The organism is Terriglobus albidus (assembly GCF_008000815.1).
Classification (GTDB): Bacteria; Acidobacteriota; Terriglobia; order Terriglobales; family Acidobacteriaceae; genus Terriglobus; species Terriglobus albidus_A.
This window is the reverse complement of record NZ_CP042806.1, coordinates 6,109,601-6,133,173: the sequence shown is the minus strand read 5'-3', so window position 1 is coordinate 6,133,173 and position 23,573 is coordinate 6,109,601. Positions and strand designations below refer to the sequence as shown.

Annotated in this window: 17 protein-coding genes; 8 read left to right on the top strand and 9 right to left on the bottom strand. The window is 58.7% G+C overall.

What is annotated here, in order from left to right:
• Positions 1–277: 277 nt before the first annotated feature.
• The 5 genes from FTW19_RS24525 to FTW19_RS24505 all read right to left on the bottom strand — a co-directional run bounded on the left by FTW19_RS24525 (position 278) and on the right by FTW19_RS24505 (position 8,428).
• A complete protein-coding gene (locus FTW19_RS24525) occupies positions 278–1,489 on the bottom strand; it encodes a glycoside hydrolase family 88/105 protein (RefSeq protein WP_147650182.1) in 1,212 nt (403 codons plus the stop codon).
• 7 nt (positions 1,490–1,496) lie between these two features.
• Positions 1,497–2,906, bottom strand: coding sequence for a glycoside hydrolase family 28 protein (locus tag FTW19_RS24520; protein WP_147650181.1), 1,410 nt, complete (start codon positions 2,904–2,906; stop codon positions 1,497–1,499).
• 10 nt (positions 2,907–2,916) lie between these two features.
• Complete coding sequence (locus FTW19_RS24515) at positions 2,917–5,676, bottom strand: glycosyl hydrolase (protein ID WP_147650180.1); 2,760 nt, start codon at positions 5,674–5,676, stop codon at positions 2,917–2,919.
• A gap of 390 nt (positions 5,677–6,066) precedes the next feature.
• Positions 6,067–7,164, bottom strand: a complete 1,098-nt coding sequence (locus FTW19_RS24510) for a substrate-binding domain-containing protein (protein WP_147650179.1) — start codon at positions 7,162–7,164, stop codon at positions 6,067–6,069.
• A gap of 49 nt (positions 7,165–7,213) precedes the next feature.
• Positions 7,214–8,428, bottom strand: a complete 1,215-nt coding sequence (locus FTW19_RS24505) for a TIM barrel protein (RefSeq protein WP_147650178.1) — start codon at positions 8,426–8,428, stop codon at positions 7,214–7,216.
• Between the two features lie 171 nt (positions 8,429–8,599).
• Between FTW19_RS24505 and FTW19_RS24500 the strand changes: the two genes are divergently transcribed.
• The 6 genes from FTW19_RS24500 (at position 8,600) to FTW19_RS24475 (ending at position 16,054) form a co-directional block, all read left to right on the top strand.
• Entirely contained in the window at positions 8,600–9,697 is a 1,098-nt protein-coding gene (locus tag FTW19_RS24500) for an L-rhamnose/proton symporter RhaT (protein WP_147650177.1), read from the top strand.
• Positions 9,698–10,300: 603 nt separating this feature from the next.
• Complete coding sequence (locus FTW19_RS24495) at positions 10,301–12,028, top strand: sodium:solute symporter family protein (RefSeq protein WP_147650176.1); 1,728 nt, start codon at positions 10,301–10,303, stop codon at positions 12,026–12,028.
• Between the two features lie 12 nt (positions 12,029–12,040).
• A complete protein-coding gene (locus tag FTW19_RS24490; RefSeq protein ID WP_147650175.1) occupies positions 12,041–12,307 on the top strand; it encodes a hypothetical protein in 267 nt (88 codons plus the stop codon).
• A 155-nt stretch (positions 12,308–12,462) separates the two neighbouring features.
• Complete coding sequence (locus FTW19_RS24485; RefSeq protein ID WP_246153475.1) at positions 12,463–13,470, top strand: pectinesterase family protein; 1,008 nt, start codon at positions 12,463–12,465, stop codon at positions 13,468–13,470.
• Positions 13,471–13,493: 23 nt separating this feature from the next.
• The gene (locus FTW19_RS24480) at positions 13,494–14,888 is read left to right on the top strand and encodes an alpha/beta hydrolase family protein (RefSeq protein WP_147650174.1); all 1,395 of its coding nucleotides are present in this window, start codon (positions 13,494–13,496) and stop codon (positions 14,886–14,888) included.
• 236 nt (positions 14,889–15,124) lie between these two features.
• The gene (locus FTW19_RS24475; RefSeq protein WP_147650173.1) at positions 15,125–16,054 is read left to right on the top strand and encodes a hypothetical protein; all 930 of its coding nucleotides are present in this window, start codon (positions 15,125–15,127) and stop codon (positions 16,052–16,054) included.
• 179 nt (positions 16,055–16,233) lie between these two features.
• On the opposite strand, the gene rimM is transcribed toward FTW19_RS24475, so the two are convergent.
• The 3 genes from rimM to FTW19_RS24460 are packed head-to-tail and all read right to left on the bottom strand — an operon-like array spanning position 16,234 to position 18,067.
• Positions 16,234–16,782 carry a ribosome maturation factor RimM gene (gene rimM, locus FTW19_RS24470; RefSeq protein ID WP_147650172.1) on the bottom strand — a complete coding sequence of 183 codons (549 nt, stop codon included), beginning with the start codon at positions 16,780–16,782 and terminating at the stop codon, positions 16,234–16,236.
• Entirely contained in the window at positions 16,779–17,288 is a 510-nt protein-coding gene (locus FTW19_RS24465) for a DinB family protein (RefSeq protein ID WP_147650171.1), read from the bottom strand. Before FTW19_RS24465 ends, rimM begins: the two co-directional genes overlap by 4 nt.
• An 11-nt stretch (positions 17,289–17,299) precedes the next feature.
• Positions 17,300–18,067 (bottom strand): enoyl-ACP reductase FabI, encoded by a 768-nt coding sequence (locus FTW19_RS24460; RefSeq protein WP_147650170.1) that lies wholly within the window; start codon positions 18,065–18,067, stop codon positions 17,300–17,302.
• 68 nt (positions 18,068–18,135) lie between these two features.
• On the opposite strand from FTW19_RS24460, the gene FTW19_RS26530 reads away from it, so the two are divergent.
• Both FTW19_RS26530 and FTW19_RS24450 read left to right on the top strand, forming a co-directional pair.
• Positions 18,136–18,306: a hypothetical protein gene (locus tag FTW19_RS26530; RefSeq protein WP_432445163.1), complete on the top strand. Its 171-nt coding sequence runs from the start codon at positions 18,136–18,138 to the stop codon at positions 18,304–18,306.
• Between the two features lie 1,118 nt (positions 18,307–19,424).
• Positions 19,425–20,636, top strand: coding sequence for an acyltransferase family protein (locus FTW19_RS24450; RefSeq protein WP_147650169.1), 1,212 nt, complete (start codon positions 19,425–19,427; stop codon positions 20,634–20,636).
• 336 nt (positions 20,637–20,972) lie between these two features.
• On the opposite strand, the gene FTW19_RS24445 is transcribed toward FTW19_RS24450, so the two are convergent.
• Positions 20,973–23,567 carry a PBP1A family penicillin-binding protein gene (locus FTW19_RS24445; RefSeq protein ID WP_147650168.1) on the bottom strand — a complete coding sequence of 865 codons (2,595 nt, stop codon included), beginning with the start codon at positions 23,565–23,567 and terminating at the stop codon, positions 20,973–20,975.
• Positions 23,568–23,573: the final 6 nt, after the last annotated feature.

The window sequence follows — 23,573 nt, the reverse complement described above, 5'->3', positions numbered from 1 at the left end:
AACCTGTAAAGGATGTCTGGAGACAAGGTGTAAAGGATGTCATGGAACTGAACAGCTGAAGCCGTGCCGAAACAGCACTAAACGACGTGCGGCTTTAGCCGCTGAGGGCAATGTGTTGGAGAAAGCAGATTCATCCAACACAATACGAGATCGCAAATAAAGCGGTTCGAGCTTCGCTCGAATGGTTCACCCCAGCGAACCAAGTTCGCCGGGGACCCCGAATGTCCCACCCATTGCTATGCAATGGATGGGGCACCCGAAGCGGTGCTGATCCCGACTACTTCTTCTTCGCCATCCGTTTCAGCTCACTGCCGGCCATCAGGAAGCCGCCTACGCCGTAGGTGTAGCTGGCGCTGGGGCGGTAGTAGGCGGGCTCGGCGCCGGTTTGCTGGATGTTGCCCAGGCGGCCGTCGGCGTAGACATTGTTGAGCAGTCCGGCCCATGCCCTCCTGATCACCGGCATATACTTCGCCTTGTCGAGGATGCCTTCATTCACGCCGTAAGCCATGCCGTAGACGAAGAGAGATGCACCTGAGGTCTCGGCCGCAGGGAAGTGCTCCGCATCGAGCAGGCTTGCATGCCACTGTCCGTCCTTGTCCTGCAGCTCAGCGACGCGTGCGGCCATGTCCTTGAGCTGCTGCACGTAGAAGGGACGCCGTGGATCGTCTTTGGGCAGGAACTGCAGTGTACGGGCGAGACCGGCGATAACCCAGCCTTCACCGCGTGACCAGAAGATCTTCTGTCCGTTCGGCCCGCGCTTGGGGATGTAGCTCGCGTCACGCGCGTAGAGATGCTCGTCCTTGTCCCACAGCAGGTCATAGGTGTGCTGCCACTGCGCGTTCATGTAGTCGATGTATTTGTGATCGCCGGTTGCGGCGTACATGCGGGTATACACGGCCGGAGCCATGAACAGCGCATCGCACCACCACCAGGGGATACGCGGATCGCCGGGACGCAGTGTCTCCAACGGCATAACGGTGTCGAGGGTGTGGATGGTGGGCGCGATAATTTTCGCGTCCTTTTTGCCGCCGGCGAGATACAACTCGGCGTAGGTCTGCGCGATGCTGATGTCGTCGGCGTTCGGCAGCTTGTCGGGATTGCGCGGCTGGTACTCAAACTTCTCTGACATCTCCGCCATGACGTTGCGATACTTCGGATCGCCAAGCGAGTCGGAGGCGGCCATGAAGCCGCTGTAAAGTACGCTCCAGGTCCAGATCTTGTCGAAGTAGGGCTGTGATTCCTTCAGCTGCCAGTCAGCGACCTTGCGCATGACCTTGTCGATAGCGGCAGGAGTCAATGCGGGAGAGATGTCTTTCGCGAGCGGCCCCGGATCTTCGGGCGAGGTGCCGAAGTGGCGGCCGTTATCTTTGTCGATGATGGCCTGCATCTCCGGCGTTGGCTTCGGGCCTTGCTGCGCGTGCGCAGAGATGGAGACAGCGGCGAGAGCAAGCGATGCAACTCCGGCGCGGAAGAGAAGCGATGTCTTCATGCGTGGGTTAGTCCTCATATTTATGCGGGGTTTGAGCGTTGGCATCGCTCTTCTTTGAGCCTTCGGTGAGGCCCTTGATGTTTTGGGTGTCGTCCAGAGCGACGGAGCTGCCATCGGCGATCTGCAGCTTCAGGTCGTGCAGGTTCCAATCGCGTGCGGCGCTGATGTGTCCCGCGGTTGCAGCCTGTACGTCGAGGTGATCGATCTCGAAGCGCTCAACGGGTTTCTTAGGATTGCCGGCGACGTCGAAGACCATCTTGGCACCGGTGGCCTTGATGTTCCAGATGTGCACATCGTGGAAGTAAGCGATGCCCTTCTCCTCGGGAACCGGCGTCGTCAGGACTTTGTAGTAGTCCGGGTAGTTGGTCAGGCCGTCGGGAATCTTGGTGTAGCTGTAGTTCGGATTCCAGTTCATGGTCATGCGTAGCACGGTCGGTGTGTCTTCCATCACCAGGTCGTGGATACGGATGTTCTCACCGAAGCCGCCGCGGGTGCGTGCTGACTTGAAGAGGATGCCCGAGGGTACGCCCTTCAGTGTGTGCAGGTTGTAGATCTCGATGTTGCGGAAGCCGCCGGAGGTCTCGCTGCCGAAGGTCACACCAGCGGCGCCGACACGGATGAGTGAGTCGCGGATGATGATGTCTTCCGTGGGGCGATTGACGCGCAGTCCGTCGGCATCGCGTCCGGCCTTCAGACAGATAGCGTCATCGTTGTTCTCAATGTCGGCATGGGCGACGGTGACTTTGCGGGAGGAGTCGATATCGACGCCGTCGGTTGAGGGGCCGTGTCCGCCTTCGTTGGCGCGGACGATGACGCCGTCCACCAGCACATCGTGTGAGTACACCACCTGCACGGTCCAGAAGCCGGGGCGCTTCAGCAGCAGCCCGCCACCGAGCTTCACATCGTGTGAGTCATAGATGACGATCAGACGAGGGCGCTTGGCGTCGTAGTCCGCGGCCCAGCGCAGGCCTTTGGGATCGTCCTCTTTGCGCAGTGCCCAGTAGCCGTCCCACCAGACCTTACCGTCACCGTCGACGGTGCCCTCGCCGGTGATGGCGGCATTGTGTTCCTGGTAGACGTTGATCAGGGCCGCGGGCCAGGTCATCTCAATGCCGGCAACGCGCGTGGGACGCATGGGATAGTCTTCGAGCTTCTGCGATCCCTGAATGGTGACGCCTTTATCGATCTGCAGCGTTACGCCCGACTTCACGAAGATGGCGCCGGTCAGGTAGGTGCCCGCGGGGAAGGTGACGGTGCCGCCGTTTTTAGCGGCAGCGTCGATGGCGCCCTGAATGGCTTTGGTATTCAGCGTGACGCCGTCTCCCTTGGCTCCGTATTTGGCGACGGAGAAGGTTGCGGCCGTAGCAGAGACGGTGGTGCAGGCCAAAGCAAGGAGGGAAAGAAGTGTCTTCTTCATGAGTTTCCTGTTATCGCTGCGCTTCAAATACGAGTTCGATGTTGCCGAGAATGCCTGACGGAACGGGCTTGACCTTGTCGAGATCCTGCATCTGGAAGCGGTCGCCGTACTTGGCGATCAGCGGCCTGTAGTCATGCGGCGGAAGTGCGGCCCAGGCATTGAGCGCGGTGTTGTAGACATGGATCTCGATCTTGTTCTCGCCCGGCTGCAGCAGGGAAGCGATGTCCAGGCGATAGGGCGGATGCCACAGCGCGCCTGCCGGCTTACCGTTGACGACAAGCAGGGCTCCCTCGCGGATGGGCGGGTTGTACCAGGCGCGTGTGCCGGGGCCGGTGCGTGTGACCAGGGGATTAGGAATGCCCTCGCGCTTCTCAGCCGTCGGCGGAGCATCCGGAGCTCCAGGCTCCGCGCTGCCGCCGGTGATGGTGAGATACACGCCCAAGGACGGAGCTTTCTCGACCTGGAAGCTGCGCGTGTAAACGGCCTCGCCGGAGTAGTGCTGCGTGGCATCGCTCGCGGTCCAGTCTGTAAGTGTGTGCTGTGTCTCGGTCTTGCCGGTGCCGGTGAAGCTGACGCTCCAGTCGCGGCTAAGATCGATGGGAGCAGCCGATGCCGTTGTTGTGGCCTTGCTCGTGGCGGCAGTTACTCCATTGCCGAAGAGATATGTCCTCGACTCATAAGGAGCCAGTGTCAGCGTGAGCTTCTTCGGTGCGATCTTGCTGGGCAGGGTGTGACCAGTCTCCGGATCGAGCGCAACGCCAGAGGCATAGCTGGTGGAAAAGCTGACGGTCGCTTTGATCTCGCGGTTGCTGGTGTTGGTCAGGAAGTAGATATCGCCGGTCGGAAGCTTGCGCCGGATGAAGCCGATCGCGTTGCGATCGAAGTCCGTGGTCTCGAAGGCGAGGTCAGGAACTGCCGCCTGATGTAAGGCTGCAGTCAGTTCGGCTGTTGTGTTGGCTGTTGAAGGAAAGATAGAAGCGGCCAGCTTCGTGAGCTCGCCTGAAGACTTTCCTTCAGGGCTAAGTGTAGGTGTGTGACCGAAGGCGACTACTTTGCCTCCGGCTGCCTTGAAGGCCGCGATCTTGCGCAGTGTAGCGACTGGGATGCGTGTCGTTGGCGGCAGCAGCAGAATGCTGTGTTGTACTCCCAGGCGGTCAATCGCTTCGGCATCGGTGAAGTCGAAGTTGTAGCCGGCGGAGAGGATCGCACCCAGCATCTCCCTGGGAAGAAGGTCCTGCATCGCTCCGGTGACGGTTACCTTGGCCGGCTTGAATGCTGCCCATGCATCGTCGGTCGGCAGCAGCACGGCAACCTGGTTGGCGGGCTTGCCCTGGCGCATCAGGTAGCTCAGGCGGGCGATGTAGTTATTTACCGTTGGCATGACCGGATGCCACGGGTTGTGATCGTTGAAGACCGCGGCAGCATAGAGCGACCATCCCGGCTCACCCACCTGCGGCGCCGAGTAGGGCCAGCCGTGGAAGATGAGCTGGTTCTCACCCATGATGAAGTCGATGTCGGCTTCGGCCTTCATGTCGAGGGGTGTCGCGCGGAAGACGGGCGAGTGCAACCAGGTGAAGGTTTCGCCGGAGGTGACGTTGTTGCCGAGGACGTGATTGCCGGAGCTTGCCCAGCGCAGCGTCGAAAAGGTGCGCCACTGTGGACCTTCGCCTTCGGGCAGAGCGACCAGCTTCTGGCTCGAGAGCGAGACGGCGGGCTCACCATAGGTCTGCGAACGGAACTTCGTGCCATGCTGGTTGGCCCAGTCGTTGATCTGTACCAGGTAGGCTTCGTTCACCAGCTCGGTCAACGTCTTCCCCCAGTCATGGCGAATGTTCGCGGAGTTGGGCGTGTCGCCTGCTACCAGTTCGGGAAGGTGCGGCAGAAGATCGTAGCCGCGGCGCTTGCGGAACTCTTCGGGAAGTGTCGGCGTCCAGTCGGCTCCGTAGGCTTCAAGCGAATCGGAGAAGATGGCGTAGGGAGGCGTGTTGCCGAAGGCTTTGACGAGTGGCTCGCCGACTGTCTTCAGATGGGTGGCGACGGCCTCTTTGCTGAAGGGATCGAGCACCCAGCCTTCGGCGCCGACGGCAGCGCGCTTCACCATCTGGCCGGTGTGGCTCTGGACGAAGAAGAGGATCACGCGAGGTGTCTCCGCGGGAGTGACCCTTGCGGCCTCGGAGTCGAGTGTTGCGGGCGATGAAGCAGAGGCGTCCCACTTCGACTGCGTTCCGTTCACGACTGCGGCGTAGATGATGCTCTCGCCTTCCTTGAGTGCGGGCAGAGGCGCGCTTGCAGCTCCACCAGGCAGGGCTGCGACGATGGTGCGCAGGCGCATTGCTGCGTTATGCAGGGTGACCGTCGGGCCGCCGTAGGGCCAGCCGCTGCCGAGGGTGACATCGATGCGCAGACCGAGCTTGCGGCCCTCTGCCTGGGCGTACTGCACGGCATCGAGCATCTCCGGTGAGAGGAAGGCGAAGTTTTTCAGGCCGTGAGCCGGGTCGTCGAGAACCTCGGGATAGACGAAGGCGAGCTCTGCTCCACCGATGCCATCGGCCTTCATCTGCTGCAGCTCGCGCAGGATCTCGGGCTTCTCGACCGCGGGGCCAAACCACCACCAGCGCACCATGGGTTTGGCTTCGTTGGGCGGATTCAGAAATCCCTGTTGGATGGCTTGCAGAGATGGTGCGGCTTGCGCGTAGGCAGAGACGTGACAGCAGGCAAAAGCCAAGACAGCCGCCGGCAGGAGCAGCTGTTTGCAGAGTTGAGATTTCATGCTGGCGAGCTTACTCCCTCAGGTGCGAACTCTAGTGAACCTGACATACCAGTGTCAATAGGTAAACAGTTTCTAGAAAAGGAAGGTGTTGCCCATCGCGCAAAAGACGATTTGCAGTGTTCGTTTTGCGATCTGATGTTTTTCGTTTTGCTTAAGGGCATGGCTTCAGCCATGCCGTCAGAAGAGTGGGGATGTTCAGGGGCTTCAGCCCCTGAGGGCAATCGAGAGCTCCATCACTGACCTCAGCGGCTAAAGCCGCGCATTTCCGGCTATGGGTACGGCATGGCTGAAGCCATGCCCTTAAGCAAGACTCAAGCGCTGAAGGCGCTTCTATTGGCCAACAGAGCTGGCCAATGCCTACGCCCGTTCTTCAATTTTGCCGAGACTCTCTCAGGAACCCGATGCCGGCAGGTTTTCGCGGCTGACTACTTCGTACTGTGTGAAGTTGTAGGGGGGCACGATCTCGCCGCGCAGCAGGGAGAGGCCCAGGCGCATGAGGTATTCGCCGTACTGTGAGACCTCGTGCGAGACGGAGGCGACTGCCGGGGAGTCGTTGCGGCGAAGCTCGGCGATCATCTCTTCCACGCAGTCATGGCCGGCGACGGCGACCTGCTTCTCGCGGCCCAGCTTGCGGACTGCGTCGATCGCGCCCAGAGCAGCTGTGTCGTTGGCCGCAGCGATGAGGATGCGGCGGTCTTTCGGGTGGCGTTTGAGGAACTCGAGGACAGCGATGGAGCTTTTATCGCGCAGGCCGCGGGTGTCGATGCGGACGAAGCACTCGACCGGTGTTTCGGGCAGGCGGTTGCGCAGGGCTTCGAAGACGCCTGTGATGCGGCTCTGCACCATGGGGCCTGCTTCGGCGAGATCGAGGCCAATGATCCAGTCGATCTTGCCCTTCCAGCGCTCAAGGGCATGTTCGGCGAGGACCTCGCCTACGGCATAGCCGACGCGATAGTTGTCGACACCGAAGTAGATGGCGTGCGGATGAGGGATGTCGACCGCGATCATCGGGATGTTGGCCGCTGCGATGCGGTCGGCGATGATGGGGGCCACGTGCTGGTCGATCTGGCACTCGATGACAACATCGACCTGGCTCTGCACAAACTTTTCCGCATTAGCGACGGCGGTGGCGCCGTCGTAGGAGTTGTCCAGCACCAGCAGATCGACGCCGACAGCGGCCGCGGCCTTGCGCAGGCTCTTTTCGACAGCGATGGCGAAGGGCATCTCGCTGCTCTGGCTGCCGAAGCCGAAGCGCAGCTTCTTCTGCCGCGTGACATGCCGGTAGGTGCCATCGGCGCTCTGCGAGACGTAACCGCGGTGCACGAAGCTCTTCAGGATGCGGTAGACGGTGGTCTTCGAGATACCCGTCTGCTTGTGAATGGATTCGAGCGTCATGCCCTGGCTCTGCTGCAGCATCTCGAGGATGTCGAGGGCCTTGGAGAGAACAGGGATCAGATAGAGCTGCCGGCTTTTGCCTTTAGGTGCCACGTTCAGGTGCCTTCCATTATGAAGGAACCTGAACGTGGCTGCCTATGTTTCAGGCGTAAGAGCTTTGGGTATTGCTGTTTTTTGCCGCCCGCTCTTCGGTAATTTTCTCCACGTAACCACTGGTACGCAGGGCTTCGAGGGGATTTGCGGGCAAACCGCGCGACTGGCGCCACTCGGCGACCATGGGGCGGACATCGGTATAGAAGCAACCACGGAAGTGCTCCTCGGCCTCAACCAGCTTGCAGCTATCCTGCAGCTCGGCGAGCAGGTTCTGGTCGACCAGGGCGGCGCGGGCGAAGAGCTCCTGCGCCTGCATGACGGTCTGGACCATAGCCTCCATCTTGCCCTTGAGGTTATGGCTCTGATCGATCATGTAGGCGATCTGGTCTTCGTGGACCTTGTTCCAGGTCTTGTAGCTCAGAATCTCGTGGAAGATGCGGAAGACCTGGTAGGGATCGATCGATCCGATGGTGAGGTCATCGTCGGCGAACTTGCGGTCGTTGAAGTGGAAGCCGCCCAGAACTCCAAGGTGCAGCAGCCACGCAACGATCTGCTCGATATTGGTGCCCAGGGCGTGGTGCCCGGTATCGACGAGGACGACGGCCTGCGGTCCGGCGGCTTTAGCGAGCGAGTAGGCCATGCCCCAGTCGGCGATATCGGTGTGATAGAAGGCGGGCTCGAAGGGCTTGTATTCCACCAGCAGGCGTTGCGTCGGAGCCATTTCGTTATGGGTGGCCTTCAGTGCTTCTTCCAGCCAGCCGATGCGGCGGGAGATGCTCTGCGTGCCGGGATAGTTCGATCCGTCGGCGACCCATAGTGAGATATCGCGCGAATCGAGAGCCTTGGCGATGCGGACCGAAGCCAGCATGTGCTGTACGGCTTTTTCGCGAACAACGGGGTCAGGGTTACAAAGCGAGCCGTACTTATACTCCTGATCCTGGAAGAGGTTCGGATTGATGGAGCCGGCGCGCACACCGTAGGTCTGCTCCAGCTCCTTGACCTGTGCAACGCTGCCTTCGCCTCCGGGGAGATCCCACAGCACGTGCAGTGCAACGGTGGGCGTAATGCCGGTCAGGCGATGAACCTCGGAGGCGTCCGCGAACTTTTCGGTCAGGTTGGTGGCGGCGGCCGCCTGAATGAACTTGCCGAAGCGGGTTCCGGTATTGGCGAAGCCCCACGATGGAATCTCGATCTGGAGTCCATCGAGAGCGCGCCACACGCGCTCCTGTTTCTCCTGCGGAAGAGATGACACGCTTCGTTCCATCGCTAGGGTCCTTGGAAATGATTTCGGTTACTGCAACGCACATACTACCAGAGTGTGAATTCACATGAGAAACTATTCACCTAATGGAGACAAGCTCTTTTTGATGCCTGAGCCGTCTCATGTGTTTTTCAGCATAGCCGTACCTATCTTTTGCAGCTAAAGGAAGTTTGCATGCCCGGACCTCTGCTCGGCGTCCTGTATCACTGGCTTGGCGGTCTTGCGTCAGCCAGTAACTTCATTCCGTTTCGCGCCATCCGGCGCTGGTCGTTCGAGATCTACTGGATCATTCAGGGCGTCGCTGCGTGGCTCATCGCTCCCTCGGTCATCGCCTGGATCTTTGTTCCGCATGTAAGCGAGATTCTGTCCCGCGCGCCGCGTGAGGCCGTCGTCCATGCCGTTCTCTATGGCGTGGCCTGGGGCTTCGGTGGCCTGACGTTTGGACTCGCGGTGCGCTATCTCGGTATCGCGCTTGGATATGCGGTTGCGCTGGGTTTCTGCACGGCCTTCGGCACGCTGATCCCACCCATGCTGGCAGGGCAGCTCAGTGTCATCGCCAGCCAGACCGGCGGGCAGATCATTCTTCTGGGCGTAGGGGTGTGTCTGTTGGCGATCGCGGTGAATGGCCTTGCCGGCTACTACAAGGACCGTGACACCGCCGATGAGACACCGACGAGCGAGCAGCAGAAAGATCTCTCCTTCGGGAAGGGCATTGTGGTTGCGGTCTTCGCCGGCATCATGAGCTCGTTCTTTGCCTTCGGTCTGGCGGCAGGCAAGCCGATCGGCGACATCGCCGCCGTGGAGCTGCGCGCGCAGGGCAGGCTCGATCTCTGGCAGAACCTGCCGGTATTGATCGTGGTGTTGTGGGGCGGCTTTGCGACGAACCTTGCATGGTCAACGTGGCTGATCCTGCGAAAGCGCTCGGCAGGACAGCTCTCGGGTGCGGTTTCTGATCCTCAGGTGGGTGGCGTGAACAAACTTACCGGCGGGCAGCTGGTGAAGAATTATCTCTGTGCTGCCTCAGCCGGCATCATCTGGTACTTCCAGTTCTTCTTCTACTCGATGGGTCAGACCAAGATGGGCAAGTATGACTTTTCGAGCTGGACGCTGCATATGGCTTCGATCATCATCTTTGCGGCGATCTGGGGTGTGAGTCTGAAGGAGTGGAAGTCGGCGAGCCCGCGGGCGAAGGCAGTGCTTGCGTGCGGTGTAGGGCTACTGATTTTTTCGACGGTGATTGTGGGATACGGGAACTACCGGTCGGCGCATTAGACGAGTGACCACCCCAACGAACTTGTTCGTCGGGGACCCGGAGATGGGCGGCTCGAGCTACAGCTCGAGCCGCTTTTTGTTTTGTCATTTCGCGGCGCAGCGGAGAAATCTGTTTTTATCGGACCGCTGAAATCAAGATGAGGGTTTGTCGACAAAGGCCGGCACCTTCATTGAGGAGCTATAGAGCGGGCCTTCAGCCCTTCGTCGTTCAATGTGCCAAGAGACCGGGCGTTGCCCCAGGCTGGTATGGAACGCGCCTTCAGCGCTCATATTGCCCGATAACACTGAGCGATGTGTAGGAGAAGCAGATTTCTTCGCTCAGCTTCACTCCGACCCGAACAGAGTTCATAGAGGTTCCGCACTGCCTCCGTTAGCAAGCGGAACGGGGATCCGGGCCACCCGTTTGGAGCCATGTCGAGAAATCGTTGCGCTGAACGTAAAATCCTGTTGGATCTGCACAAAGCCAGCTATCTCTGCGGTTTATACGTCTTAATGAGTAAACGTATTCTCCGGGAGCCAAAGATAAAACCCTGTTGATATAATTCGGCCTACGAAAATAATCGTCTATCGTAGATGATGGTTTCGCAGACCGAACCGCAAATTATGACCCATCTCGCGCTCGCGCTCTTGAGTGCCAGGCAGCTTGCTACCTTGTCCTGGCCCGACATTTTGATTTTGCTGATGTACTTCGTGCTGGTGATCTTCATCGGCTTTTACGTGAAGGATTCAGCCAATACCAGCGAAGAGTTCTTCTTGGCAGGCCGTGAGATGACGGCCTGGATTGCTGGACTCAGTTTCGTTTCGGCGAATCTGGGTTCGCTGGAGCTGATGGGATGGGCAGGAACGGCCTACCAGTATGGCCTTCTGGCTACGCACTGGTACTGGATCGGCGCGATCCCGGCGATGCTGTTCCTGGGCATCGTGATGATGCCGTTCTATTACATCTCCAAGACGCACTCGGTTCCGGGCTATCTGCAGCTCCGCTTCGGCGAAGGTGCGCGTGGGGTAAGCGCGGTGACCTTCGGCGTCATGACGGTGCTGATGAGCGGCGTGAACATGTACTCCATGGCGCTGGTAATGAAGGTCGTGCTCGGCTGGGATATCAACTTCTCCATCTGGGTTGGCGCCTTTACGGTCGGCCTGTATGTCATGCTCGGCGGTCTGCGTTCGGCCATCATCAACGAGGTGCTGCAGTTTGTGCTCATCTGGGCGGGCGCGGCGCTGGTGCCGATTCTCGGCCTGATCGAGGCCGGCGGCTGGACCAACCTGAAGCACCAGATCGCTGCGCAGATCGGCAACGAAAGCTACATGCATCTGTGGGCCAATACCGGCACCTTCCAGGGCAACGCGATGGGTATCCACTGGACCGGACTGGTCTTCGGTCTTGGATTCGTCATCAGCTTCGGCTACTGGACGACGGACTTCCTGGTGGTGCAGCGTGTGCTTTCGGCCAATAACCTGCGCGCGGCTAAGATGGCTCCCATCATCGGCGCCATCTTCAAGATGGCTGTGCCGCTGATCGTGATTCTGCCGGGCGTGCTCGCGATTGCCGTGTTGCGCAATCCTGATGGAACGCTGATGCACCTGGTCTCGGAGAGCGAGGCTATCCGCACCGGTCAGCACAGCTTCAACGAAGCTCTTCCCCTGATGCTGGTGCGCTACTGTGGTCCGGGACTTCTGGGCCTTGGCATCACCGCGCTGGTTGCGGGCTTTATGAGCGGCATGGCGGGCAACGTCAGCGCCTTCTCCACGGTGTGGACCTATGACCTGTATGGCGCCTTCATGAAGAAGGATGCTCCCGACAAGCACTACGTCATGGTGGGCCGTGCGTCCACGGTGGTGGGTATGCTGCTGTCGGTAGCGACGGCGTACCTGGTGATGAATGCGGCTTCGATCATGGACTACGTGCAGGCGTTGTTCAGCTTCTTCATTGCGCCGCTGTTTGGAACCGTGATCCTGGGCATGCTGTGGAAGCGCGGCACGAACGCCGGCGGCTTCTGGGGTCTGTTGATCGGTACGTTGTCCTCGATCGTGATGTGGGTCTGGGTCTATAAAGATCCCGGTGCATTGCGGTATATCGCGCTTTCACCGGATGCCAAGCCGATGGCCGAGAATCTGTATCGCGCGTTGTGGAGCTGGATCATCTGCGTTGTAGTGACCGTAGTGGTCAGCTATATGGGCAAGGCGAAGTCCGATGAGGAGCTCAACGGACTGGTCTATGGAGCCACGGTCATCCCTGCCGAGGATGAAGTTCCGCTGTGGCAGCGTCCAATCTTCTGGGCCGTGGTTGTGGCCGTTTTACTCGTGATCGTCAATCTCATCTTCTGGTAGGAGGAAGCCTCAATGTCCGGTCAAACGCCTCACCCTGATGTTCATCCGCATCCGGCATCCTCGTCGGTAACGGCACCGGAGAGCGGCCATCGGCCGCTCTCCATCTGGTTCTTCGTCGGGATTTTGTGCCTGGGTTACGGCCTGGTGCTGCTGCCTATCGGAGCGTACCAGTTCTCACATCCACCGGCAGTCGTTCTTGCAGAGCTTCACTCCACCTTCTGGTGGGGGCTTGGGATGACTTTCTTCGGCGCTTTCTACACGATCCGCTTTCGGCCATAGGGTGTAGAGTAGGGCTTCCGCATTTATAGGCGTTTTCCGCAATGAAAGCGCCGCTGCACTCCTCTTCCGGGATACCCAGCAACAAGGGGAAAATGCTCTAGCCGGAGGAGGATTGCGTTTCTTAGAATCAAAACGTTTTTATAGGAGTCTGAGTGGTGTGTCTACGGAAGCTTGCCGCGCCGTGCCTGGCGCTTGCTGCCTGCCTGGTCTCTGTTCCTGCACTGACGGCGCAGGATGTTCACGTGAAGGTCTCTCCTGATTCGAAGGGCAACACCTCCAGCGCCGACGACTTTCCCACGATTCAGATGGCGATGGATCACGCGCCTGATCCAGGACCGAACGGACGTCTGTATCTGCATATTGCCCCCGGGACCTACAAGGAGCGGGTGTGGGTCTCACGCCGCCGCGCGCATACGACCTTTCTCGGCACCGGCAGCGATCCGTCACAGGTAGTGATTACGGCCGCACGTACCGGACCGACGACTGGCGGTACCTTTTTTTCGGAGTCGGTCGAGATCAACGGCGACGACTTCCAGGCGGATAACGTCACCTTCGAGAACACCGCGGGCAATACCGGACAGGCGGTTGCGATTGCTGTCAGCTCTGACCGGGCCATCTTCAAGCACTGCCGCTTCCTCGGCGATCAGGACACCCTCTTTGCCGACTTTGGACGCCAGTACTATGTGGACTCGTACATCGCCGGTGGCGTGGACTTCATCTTCGGCAATGCAACCGCGGTCTTCGACAAGAGTGAGATTCACATCTTCCGTCCCGGTTATCTGACAGCGCAGTCGCGAACGACAGCGGAGCAAACGACGGGCTACGTCATCACAAATTCGAAGGTGACGGCGGAGAATGTCGAGGGCAAGGGGTTCTATCTCGGTCGTCCGTGGCGTGCCTACTCGCGGGTGGTCTTCATGCACACCGAACTGCCGGCGACCTTGAATCCGCAGGGTTGGCAGGAGTGGCGATCGAATGCTGCCGATCTCGCGAAGACTTTCTATGCGGAATTCGGCAACACCGGACTGGGAGCGGATACCGCTCATCGTCCGTCTTGGACACATCAGCTCACTGCTACGCAGGCAAAGACGTTTGAGCCTGCGGCCTTCCTGAAGGGAAGTGATAGCTGGAACCCGGTTGCCGAAGCCGCGAGGCTGCCATAGCTGCGTCAGGAGCAAAAGCCATCATGCGATTCATATCGTTCCGTAAGAGTCTTGCCGGTATCGCGTTGACCGCGGCGGGTGTGCTGGCTGGGCAGAGCCACGTGGATGTGCCTCCTGTAGCAGCCGGCGGCGGTGGCGATCCACGTCCGGAGCAGTACTTCCAGGTGCAGCCTCCGTTTGATAGCGGCAACTTCGTCAAGCCGGGTAAAGACCTGACACCGGCGCAGAGGAAGGTTCGTAACGCAGCGTGGAGGCATGAGATCCGTCGGCAGCTTTATGCTCCGGATCGTCTGCCTGCTCTTGATGCAAAGGTGTGGTCGAGCTTCTCACCGATGCCCGGTGTTGTTGCCGATCGTGTGACCTATGCGACGGCTGACGGTATGCGTGTTCCGGCGATTATCTATCGTCCCGATCCGAAGCTGCTGAAGCCGGGGCAGAAGCTGCCCGGCATCGTGGTGGTGAACGGACATGGCGGCGACAAGTTCAGCTGGTATGCCTTTTATAGCGGCATGCTCTTCGCGAAGGCCGGCGCGGTTGCGGTGACCTACGACCCCATCGGCGAGGGAGAGCGCAATGCGCATCGCGCCAGCCGCGAGAGTCCGTCTCCACATGATGCCGCCGTCGATCAGCCGCACTGGGGACAGCGGCTTGCGGGCCTGATGCAGGTGGATGTGATGCAGGCAGTCAGCTATCTACGTTCGCTGCCGCAGGTCGATTCCGCGCGTATCGGAACGGTCGGCTATTCCATGGGAGCGTTTGTCAGCGGCATTACCGGAGCGATCGATACGCGGATTCATGCTGTACTGCTGAGCGGTGGCGGCACCTTCGACGGTCCGCATGAGTACTTCGATACCGGCAAGCTGCCCTGCCAGGCGCCTCCGTATCGTGCGCTGGCTGTGCTGGGCGATCGTGGGCCGATTCTCTACACCCTGAATGCCGAGCGCGGTCCCATGTACGTGATGAACGGCGATGCGGATACGGTGATGAAGATGAGCGATCATCCTCCGGCGTGGTTTGCAGCGACACGCGACAGTGCCGCGCGTCTGATGGGCACTGAAGAAGGTCTGTTTACGACAGTGCTATATCCAGGGATCAGCCATCGCACCAGTTGGGTGAACCTGGACGGGATGCTCTGGCTCAACCAGCAATTGCATTTCGGGTTCTGGGATGAGGCGGGAATCCGCGCTGCCGGGATGACGCATATCTCCGCGTGGATCCAGAAGAACAACGTTGAGATCTCGAAGAACTACATCCGGGAAGATCGTGAAGGCGGACTTGATGCGGTCGGCAGCGGGTTTCCAGGGATTCCTAGAGCGGACCTGATGGTACTTCCGGAAGAGGAATGGAAGCGGGAGCAGAAACAGCTTCTGTACGAATCGTGGGCGGCGGCGATGCAGGCCCGGAATGCCGCCCGCTGAGGGAAGACGGCACTGTCCCAGAATGGTACAGTTGGAGTCCCCGGTTTGCGTGGAATTCATCGAGAGGCGCTGAAACCGGGCTATTCTAGGTTCACGAAGTCAGCCACAATTTGCAGTGAGCGGGTGGGGTCCCGGAACGACGAGTGAGCCTCAAAAGGGGATCGTGTATGCGAAACCTGCCGGGTAGATGTGTGTGTGCGTTGACCAAATTTCCCTCTATTAGGACATCGACTAACGTGCTGAAACACCGAATTCTAATGCTTACGCTGGCCGCCGCCGGCGTCGCATCCCTCCCTCTGCACGCACAGAGTTCGTCGCCTTTGCAACCAACAACTTCTGACTGGTCGGTAAATGGCCGGTCGAATCGCCCCACACTGCAGCTCGCCGCGCTCGACATGAGCAGCTCGTCCCAGCCTATTGGCTCCATGGACGAGGAGGATGCGGCCGATGCCGGGGCGATCATCCCGCCTCCTGCAGGGAGGTCGGCCTTCCAGATTCGTCCGTTTCGTCAGTACGCCACTGGATTTCGCTTTGGTTCTCTTGGGTTCGGACCGGAGGTAGCGACGCCACTTGGCCGGCGAGTTAACCTGCGCATGGGCGCAAACTTCTTTGGATATACCGGTACGTTTGGGAACGGTGGATGGAACTACGACGCCGACCTCAACTTCAAGTCCGGACAGGTGCAGGTCGACTACTTCCCGTTCTATAAGGCGGGCGGTTTTCACGTCAGCCCGGGCCTTGCCTTTCAGAAGAACCATGGATCGGCGTTTATCCATATCGATCCAGGTGCACGGTTTGACATGGGCGACGGCACCTACACTAACTCGCCGACGGATCCGGTGAAGGGAAATGCCACGTTTGCCTACGATCGCACGGTGGCGCCGATGGTCACCTTCGGTTTCGGCAATCTGATTCCGCGCAATGGCCGCCGCTGGAGTATTCCGGTGGATATCGGAGTGGTCTTTACGGGAGCTCCGAAGTTCGGTCTGGACCTGGATGGAACGGTCTGCGATGCGGGAGGCTGCGGCAAGCTCTCAACCGATGCGACCGCGATGGCTGACCTGCAGCGCCAGCGGGTGAAGATCCAGAACGATCTTAATGACTATGCGACGGTGTACCCGGTGATTTCGGTGGGCTTCGCGTGGAACTTCGGATCGCGTGATTAGTCTTGATTGATCTTTGAAGCTTCTTTCTGGTTAGGTTGAAATGGGACGGCTAATTAGCCGTCCCATTTCTGTCTGGTGATATCCATGGATTTTGACCTCAGCCGCTAAAGCCGCCCTCATTGTGGCCTTGATATCGCACGGCTGAAGCCGTGCCTGACTTGAGCTGCGACGTATGGACTTTAACCGTTGATCTCCAGCAAACCTTCCGGGAGATTCATCTCGATGCGTTTCGCATCGAGATTCAGCGATTGGATATATGCCTGAACGAAGGGGATCAAAAGTTCATCGTCGCTCTCGCGTTTTTTCACGACGAGGAGCGATGCGCCGTGCGGCGATTCACTCCCGTGGACATCGACGACGGTGCCGACAGGGCGATCGTGATGATAGAGCTCGCAGCCGATCAGGTCTGCGATCCACACGCGGTCTTCCGCGAGCGCGACGCGTTCCGCGTCGGGAACGAACACCAGCTTGCCCTGCAGGGTCTCGGCATCATTGATGGAATCGATGCCGCTCAGCTTCAACACGACACGGCCGGCGTTGCGGCCCACGGGAAACCAGTGGCCTTCCAGAGTAGCGGGTGTAGGTTCGCCGGTAGCATTTTCCAGCAGCACGGAGCTGGTGGTTTCAAAGCGCTCGGGGAAATCGGTCAGCAGATCCGCCAACAGCTCGCCCTTGCGTCCCTGTGGACGCAAAAGGCGAGCGATGGCGGTGTAAGGTGAATTGTTCATCCGAGATTGATCGGCTCGTCCGCCGATGGTCCATACATGCCTGGGATGGGAACTTCCAGCAAGCGCAGATAGACGCCAAGCTGTGCCCGGTGATGGACAAAGTGATTGAAGAACATGGTGCGATAGGCCAGGATGCGGCTGCCGGTAAAGAAGACCCGATCATGGAACTTCAACTGCCAGGTTGTCTCCATCTCCTCATCGGGGATGTTTGCGAGCAGCTTGCGTGTCTTTGCTGCCAAGTCGGCGAGTACAGCCGAGGCTTGAGCCGGACTCTCATAAGCAAAGCTCGGTATCTTGCCTTGTGCCATGTCGAGGATCGGCTCGCTCAGCACCATGGCGCCAAAGCCGGGCAAGGTGGCTACATGCATCACCAGCTTGCCGAAGAGCATGGACTTTTCATGAGGCTTCCAGTCGGCCTTCTCAATGGAGGGAAGCCGCTCGAAGAGCCGCTGGGCGCTTCTGATCTCTGTGTCATAGTCGGCCAGCAAAACATCTGCAATGCGCATGGAAGATCTCCTTACATTCCGGTGATGTTGTAACCGCAATCGACGTAGGTGATCTCGCCGGTGATGGCGCTGGCCAGAGGAGAGCAGAGGAAGAGTGCTGCGCCGCCGACCTCGAGCTGATCGACATTGCGATGCAGCGGAGCGCGCTCGGTGACGGTGTCCAGGATCTTGGTGAAGTCGCCGATACCGCGCGCAGCCAGTGTCTTGATGGGGCCGGCGGAGATGGCGTTGACGCGGATGTTCTTCGGTCCGAGTGAGGCGGCGAGATAGCGAACGGTCGCTTCCAGAGCGGCTTTGGCGACACCCATGACGTTGTAGTTGGGGAAGACCTTCTCCGCGCCGTAGTAGCTCAGGGTGAGGATGGCTCCACCTTCGGTCATCAGGGGCAGGGCCGCGCGAGAGATCGCGATTAGCGTGTAAGCGCTGACGTCGTGCGCAATGCGGAAGCCTTCGCGGCTGGTGAAGATGAAGTCGTTCTTGATCTCGTCGGCGGGTGCGTAGGCGACGGCGTGGACCAGGATGTCGATCTTGCCGAACTCTTGCTGGAAGGCCGCGAAGGTGGACTCGATCTCAGCATCGACGGAGAGGTCGCACTGGAAGGCCTTGGCGCTCTTCAGCTCCGGCAGCAGAGCATCGGCTTCCCTCTTCAGACGCTCGTTCTGGTAGCAGAGGGCGATGGTCGCGCCTGCCTCAGAGAGCTTCTGGGCGATACCCCAGGCGATGCTGCGCTTGTTGGCCAGGCCGAAGATAACGGCAACTTTGCCGGTCAGATCAATCATGCAAATCCTTCCTTTCCATGGGAAAGGGTATCAGGATTGGAGCAAGATGAGGCCATACGATCTGGGTGGTGCCCAAGGCCGCATCGACGCGTCTCCACCTGGCGAACAGGTTCGTTGGGGTGAAGCAGAGCAATGTGCTGGAGATCGCCCGGCAGATGCCTACAGCAACCCATGTTGCCGGGTTCTGGACATGGAAGAACCTCGGACGTTCCGTGAAGGCTGGACAAGTTCAACTTTAGCGATCGGGCGCATCAGAGCGACGGGCGTTCTGCGGGAGCTGCGAATCCCCCTGACAGGAGCGAGGAAATGACGAGGAATGGAAAGCATGGAAAGCCATAAAGCCGGCTTCCAACCCCACTTGGAAATCCCTTCGGGATTCCCACATTCCCACCGCTCCGATGACTGGTTCAATCTTTCAAAACAACCTCACAAGGGGGTTGTAACGGATGTCTCAGGTCCACAAGCACCTGAGACACCAAAAGTAATCACCCCAGCTGATCGGGAAGCAGGGGAAGAGATAAATTGAAGTCTTGGTTTTGCGGCCGGTATCATCCGGCTCGTCGGGAAGATGGCCACATACTGCGTGCGGTATTACGGCCTTTGTGCGGCCTACGGCTATATTGCCGTCCTACAACTCCGAGAAGAGTCTCGGCAGTACACTTGATCGCGTCCGGCTAATAACAGATGAGAATCCCTGCGGATATGCATCCTCATAGAAGGATGCATTCAGGGCCGGGTCGTCGGTAGGCGTACGGAAGAGCAATTTGCAATTCATGCAGCGGCTAAGCTGTGTGATAAAACCACTTCCGGTCTGCACTTGATTTTGAGTGCTAGCGCAGTTCGAACATTTAAACCTAGCGCGATCGAGCCGATTTGCGAGCGACCGGATCAGATACGCCACTTTCGGCATGAGTTCAGGGTCTCCTGATGCTGCCATATCTTTTTGCGAATACAGTGTAGGCTCTCGACCGTCAAAGCGTTCTTGTTTGCTTCGATCCCAGCATCGGTTGATGGGAAGACGTTCAGTCGACATCGGGCGTCTCGGCGCCTCGAAAGTCATCTAAAGAAGTTCTACGCAGCAATCGCCTATTGTTGCCATGCGCAGACCCGCTCATCCCTTCGAGAGCGGCCCGGCTCATGTGCTCTTCACAGTCTCGGGAAACGCCGACTGATCGGAAAACTGTGGCCCTCTTGAAACTATCCGCAAGCACTCTCGCTATCTACCTCATCGCAAATTCTAGAAAAGATGCAGCCGTGTGTGCATTACACTCTAAATGAATTCTCTGCGCAGAATATCTTGCTATCTTCAAATTTGAAGTGAAGTGTTGCAAACCACAGCGAGAGGTGGCCGCTCTTAATGTCCCCAGAAACACTCCGTTCTGAAGAAAGCACCTTCGCGGTATCCGCTAGATCTCCTCTCCTGACGCAGCATATGCCCGGCCTTGATGTCTTGCGCGGAATAGCAGTCCTCGTTGTTGTTCTTTATCACGGTCTCTATTGGGGCCCACTTGTCACTCCTCCGCCACATACCGCATGGTCTCGACTTTCTTCATTCTTTACATTTGGGTGGCTCGGAGTATTTCTGTTCTTTGTCCTCTCCGGTTTTCTGATCACCGGCATCCTCCTCGATACGAAGGACAGTCCTTCTTACTGGCGAAGCTTCTATATCAGACGTGCGCTGCGCATCCTCCCTGCGTTCCTCGTTGTTGTGTTTTTAATCAAAGTGGCCGAGCATGCCTCCTGGCCATATGTTGCGCTCTGCCTTTTTAACTTGGCTAATCTCGCGCCGGTTTTTCACATCGGCGGATACACCTATTTTGTGCTCTGGTCGCTTGCGGTTGAAGAGCAGTTTTACCTTGTATGGCCGTGGGTGGTGAAGAGCGCATCGCGCACTCAGCTGATTCTTATCATGTCCGCCACCCTGATTCTGTCTCCTGTGCTCAGATTCATCTCGTTCAAGAACATTCTCCCGCTAGGAGATGTTCACGGGATGACCTGGCTCATTTCCGACAACCTGATTGCCGGCGCTGCTCTTGCCGTTTGGCTTAGATCTGCCGATGTCGGGCGGCTGCTGGTTAAGAAACTTGCTTGGATCCTGTTGATAATCGGAACCTCTTCTTTGGTCTTCGGAATCCCATTCGGCATTCTCCATCGGACTTCGGCCGCCGGAGCTACGTTTCAGACAGTCCCATTCGAGTTTCTCTTCGCTTCGGCATTGCTTTTCGCCCTCTTATTAGACCCTGCAATGCGATTGCCTATTGCCCTGAGACCACTTCGCTTTCTGGGCAACATCAGCTACGGTCTATATCTCTTCCATGAACTCGTTTTCGAAGCCTTCTTCCGATTACTGGGAAGGTTCGGGCGGTTGGGCCACTGGAGTCCCCTCGTCTGGGGTTTGGGCTTCCTCGTGGAGTCGAGTTTGGCGGTGGCGGTCGCCTATATTTCAAAACGCTTTTTCGAAGACTACTTTCTCAGCTTGAAGTCCAAGCTCGCTCCATCCGTTCGACAACAAAGGCCGAAATGGATCCCCGGAAAACCGCAGGAAGAGCAAAGCGGTGCCTCTTACTAGGAATTCACTTTTCAGTAAGCTTCTCCAGAAGTTCCACCCACTGATCGCCGTACCGCTTCCATCCGCCGATCTGCTTTACCCTTTCCAGCGCTTTTTCACTCTTTCGCTATTGGAGCGCAGGATATCTGCCACCCTTTGCCAGCTATGCCCCGAATAGTAGATTGGCAAATCTTCATGAATCTTCTGCACAGATTCTGCACATTCAAAAATATGCCATTTAAATACACATAAACACCAACATACGAAGATCAGCTCGCGCCTTAGGGATGACAAACAAAAATGGGGATCGAGCGAAGCTCGATCCCCACCGGATTATCCAACCTCTGGTTCGATCTGCTACTGCTGAGGCTGTGTAGGCTGTTGCTGCTTTTTATCACCGCCGCCGAAGATCTTCTGGAAGAAGTTCTTCTTCTTTTTCGGCTCTTCCACCACTGGATTTGGCGAAGAGCCCGGGTTCGGTTGCGCACCTGGATTCGGTGGAGGGCCTGAATGCACGGCGGCCGGATTCGGAGAAGCCCCCGGCTCGTTGCCTGCAGGAGGCTGCTGGTTCTCCTGCGATTGCGTCTGTCCTCCGATGCCCAGCATCTTCTGGAAGAAGTTGCGCTGGTCGTCGCCCATGTGCGAGCAGGTGTTATGCGGCTCGGTTCCTGCGAGGAAGGCGGCCGAGTAAGCGTTCGGGCAAGATGAATCAGAAAGCAGGTTGGTGTTCTTATCCAGCCGCTCCATGATGACGCCGTCCGGATAGCTGAACGCCTTCATGTCGGAGTACTGCGGCAGCTTGATGGCTCGGTTCATGAACTCCGCCCAGATGGGCGCCGCGGCCAGAGCACCTGCAAGCTTGACGTCGGTGTAGTCATCGTTGCCCACCCACACAATGCAGATCAGGTTCGAGGTGTAACCCGCGAACCACGCATCGTGGCTGGTGCCGGTCTTGCCCGCGGCCGGAGCCATGAAGCCGCGCTTGCGGGTCTCATAACCATAGCCGAAGTTCATCACGCCTTCCATCAGCGAAGTGGAGAGTGCCGCGACGCGTGGATCAAGCACCTGGCGAGCTTCAGGGGCGAAGTCGGCGACGATATCGCCATTCAGGTTGCGGACGCTGGCCAGTGTCCACGGGTTCAGGTGCACGCCATTGTTGGCGAAGATGGTGTAAGCACCGGCCATATCGAGCGGTGTCGCGTCATATGCGCCCAGAGAGACAGCAGGTGTGCCGCGTGCAGCGGCGATGCCGGCCTGGCGTCCCAGAGCAGCGACGTTCTCAAAGCCCACCATCTGTCCCAGCGAGATGGTCGCGTTGTTCAGGGAGTGCGCCAGAGCATAGATGGCGGTGACAGAGCCGTGGAACTCGTCCTTGTAGTTGCGCGGCGTGTAGGTCTGACGGCCGTTGTCAAAGGTGAACGTAGTGGGCTCATCGTCCAGCATCGTCGTTGCAGTGAAGATGCCTTTATCGCCAATCGTCTGACCGTTGACGCTGGCGTTGTAAGCAGCCGCGTACACGAAGGGTTTGAAGATCGATCCTGTCGGCCGCTTCGAGGTGGCGTGGTTCAACTGCGAGACGCCGTAGTTGCGTCCGCCGACCATCGCCAGCACCTGTCCGGTATGTGGATTGAGGGCGACGAGAGAGACCTGCGGCCAGGTGATGGGGCCGTTGCCGCGATGCTGCTTGCGGACCATCTCGTCTACGTTCTGCATGCCGATGGCAACAGCTTCTGAAGCGGCACGCTGCAGATCAGGATCGAGCGAGGTATAGATACGCAGTGACTGGTGCGAGAGCTCCTGATCGCCGATACGCTGCACCAGGGTGTCATGCACGACATCGACGAAGTATGGCGCCTCAGAGGCATCGACGTTCGGCGGAGCCAGGCGGATCGGCTCAGCCTTGGCGCGCTCGGCCTCGCTCTTCGTGATGGCATTGGTCTCCACCATCGAATCGAGAACGATATTGCGGCGCTCCATCGCGCGTTCGGGGTGCTTATACGGCGAGAAGTAGTTGGGCCGCTGGATCATGCCGGCCAGCATCGCGCATTCAGCCAGATCAAGCTGCTTCAGGTCTTTGCCGAAGTATGCCTGTGCCGCTTCACCAAAGCCGTTGATGGCGAAGCTGCCGCGCTGACCCAGGTTGATCTGGTTGGCATACATCTCGAAGATCTGCTGCTTGGAGAAGCGCGCTTCGAGCTGGAAGCTGATGAGGATCTCGATCAGCTTGCGCTTGATGTGCTTCTCAGGAGTGAGGAAGAAGCCGCGGGCAAGCTGCTGCGTCAGTGTGGATCCACCGCAGGCTTTGCGGCCGCTCAACAGATCCTGTACACCGCACTTGATGGTACGAGCGTAGTTGATGCCGCCGTGCTCGAAGAACTGGCGGTCTTCGATTGCAGTGACTGACTGCACCATGCGCTGCGGGATGTCCTTGTAGCTGACCAGGCGGCGCTTGATACGGTTCTTATCTTCCGAGAGGCCGGTGATGAGCAGCGGCTCGAGCTCATAGCCGCGCAGCGCTACGCCGTTCTCGGCGGTGATGGACTGTACTTCGCCATCCTCGGTGGTGATGGTGGCTCCATCGGTCGAGTGGAAGCTCTGCGGGCCAGGCTTGATCAGGATGGTATCGCCGCGCAGTTGATAAGTGCCCATCTGCGGATTGTTGTTATAGCCGGCCTGGCGCAGCTCCTGGCCAATCGTGCCGGCGCTCAGCTTCTGGCCGGGACGCACCTCGCGCGGAGCAGCGAAGACCTGCGAAGTATTGGTGAACATGGGACCGGCATTTAGCCGATCGTCCACAATCTTCTGGTACTTGAAGTAGTAGTAGCCGAAGACGGAGAAGAACAGAAGCAACAGCGCCGAGCACGCGATCAGCGCGACCCGAAGGATACGAACGCCCAGCGAGTGCTGGGCGCCGGTGCGGCTGTTGCCGCCGATCTTCACTTTTACGGCCATAGGCGT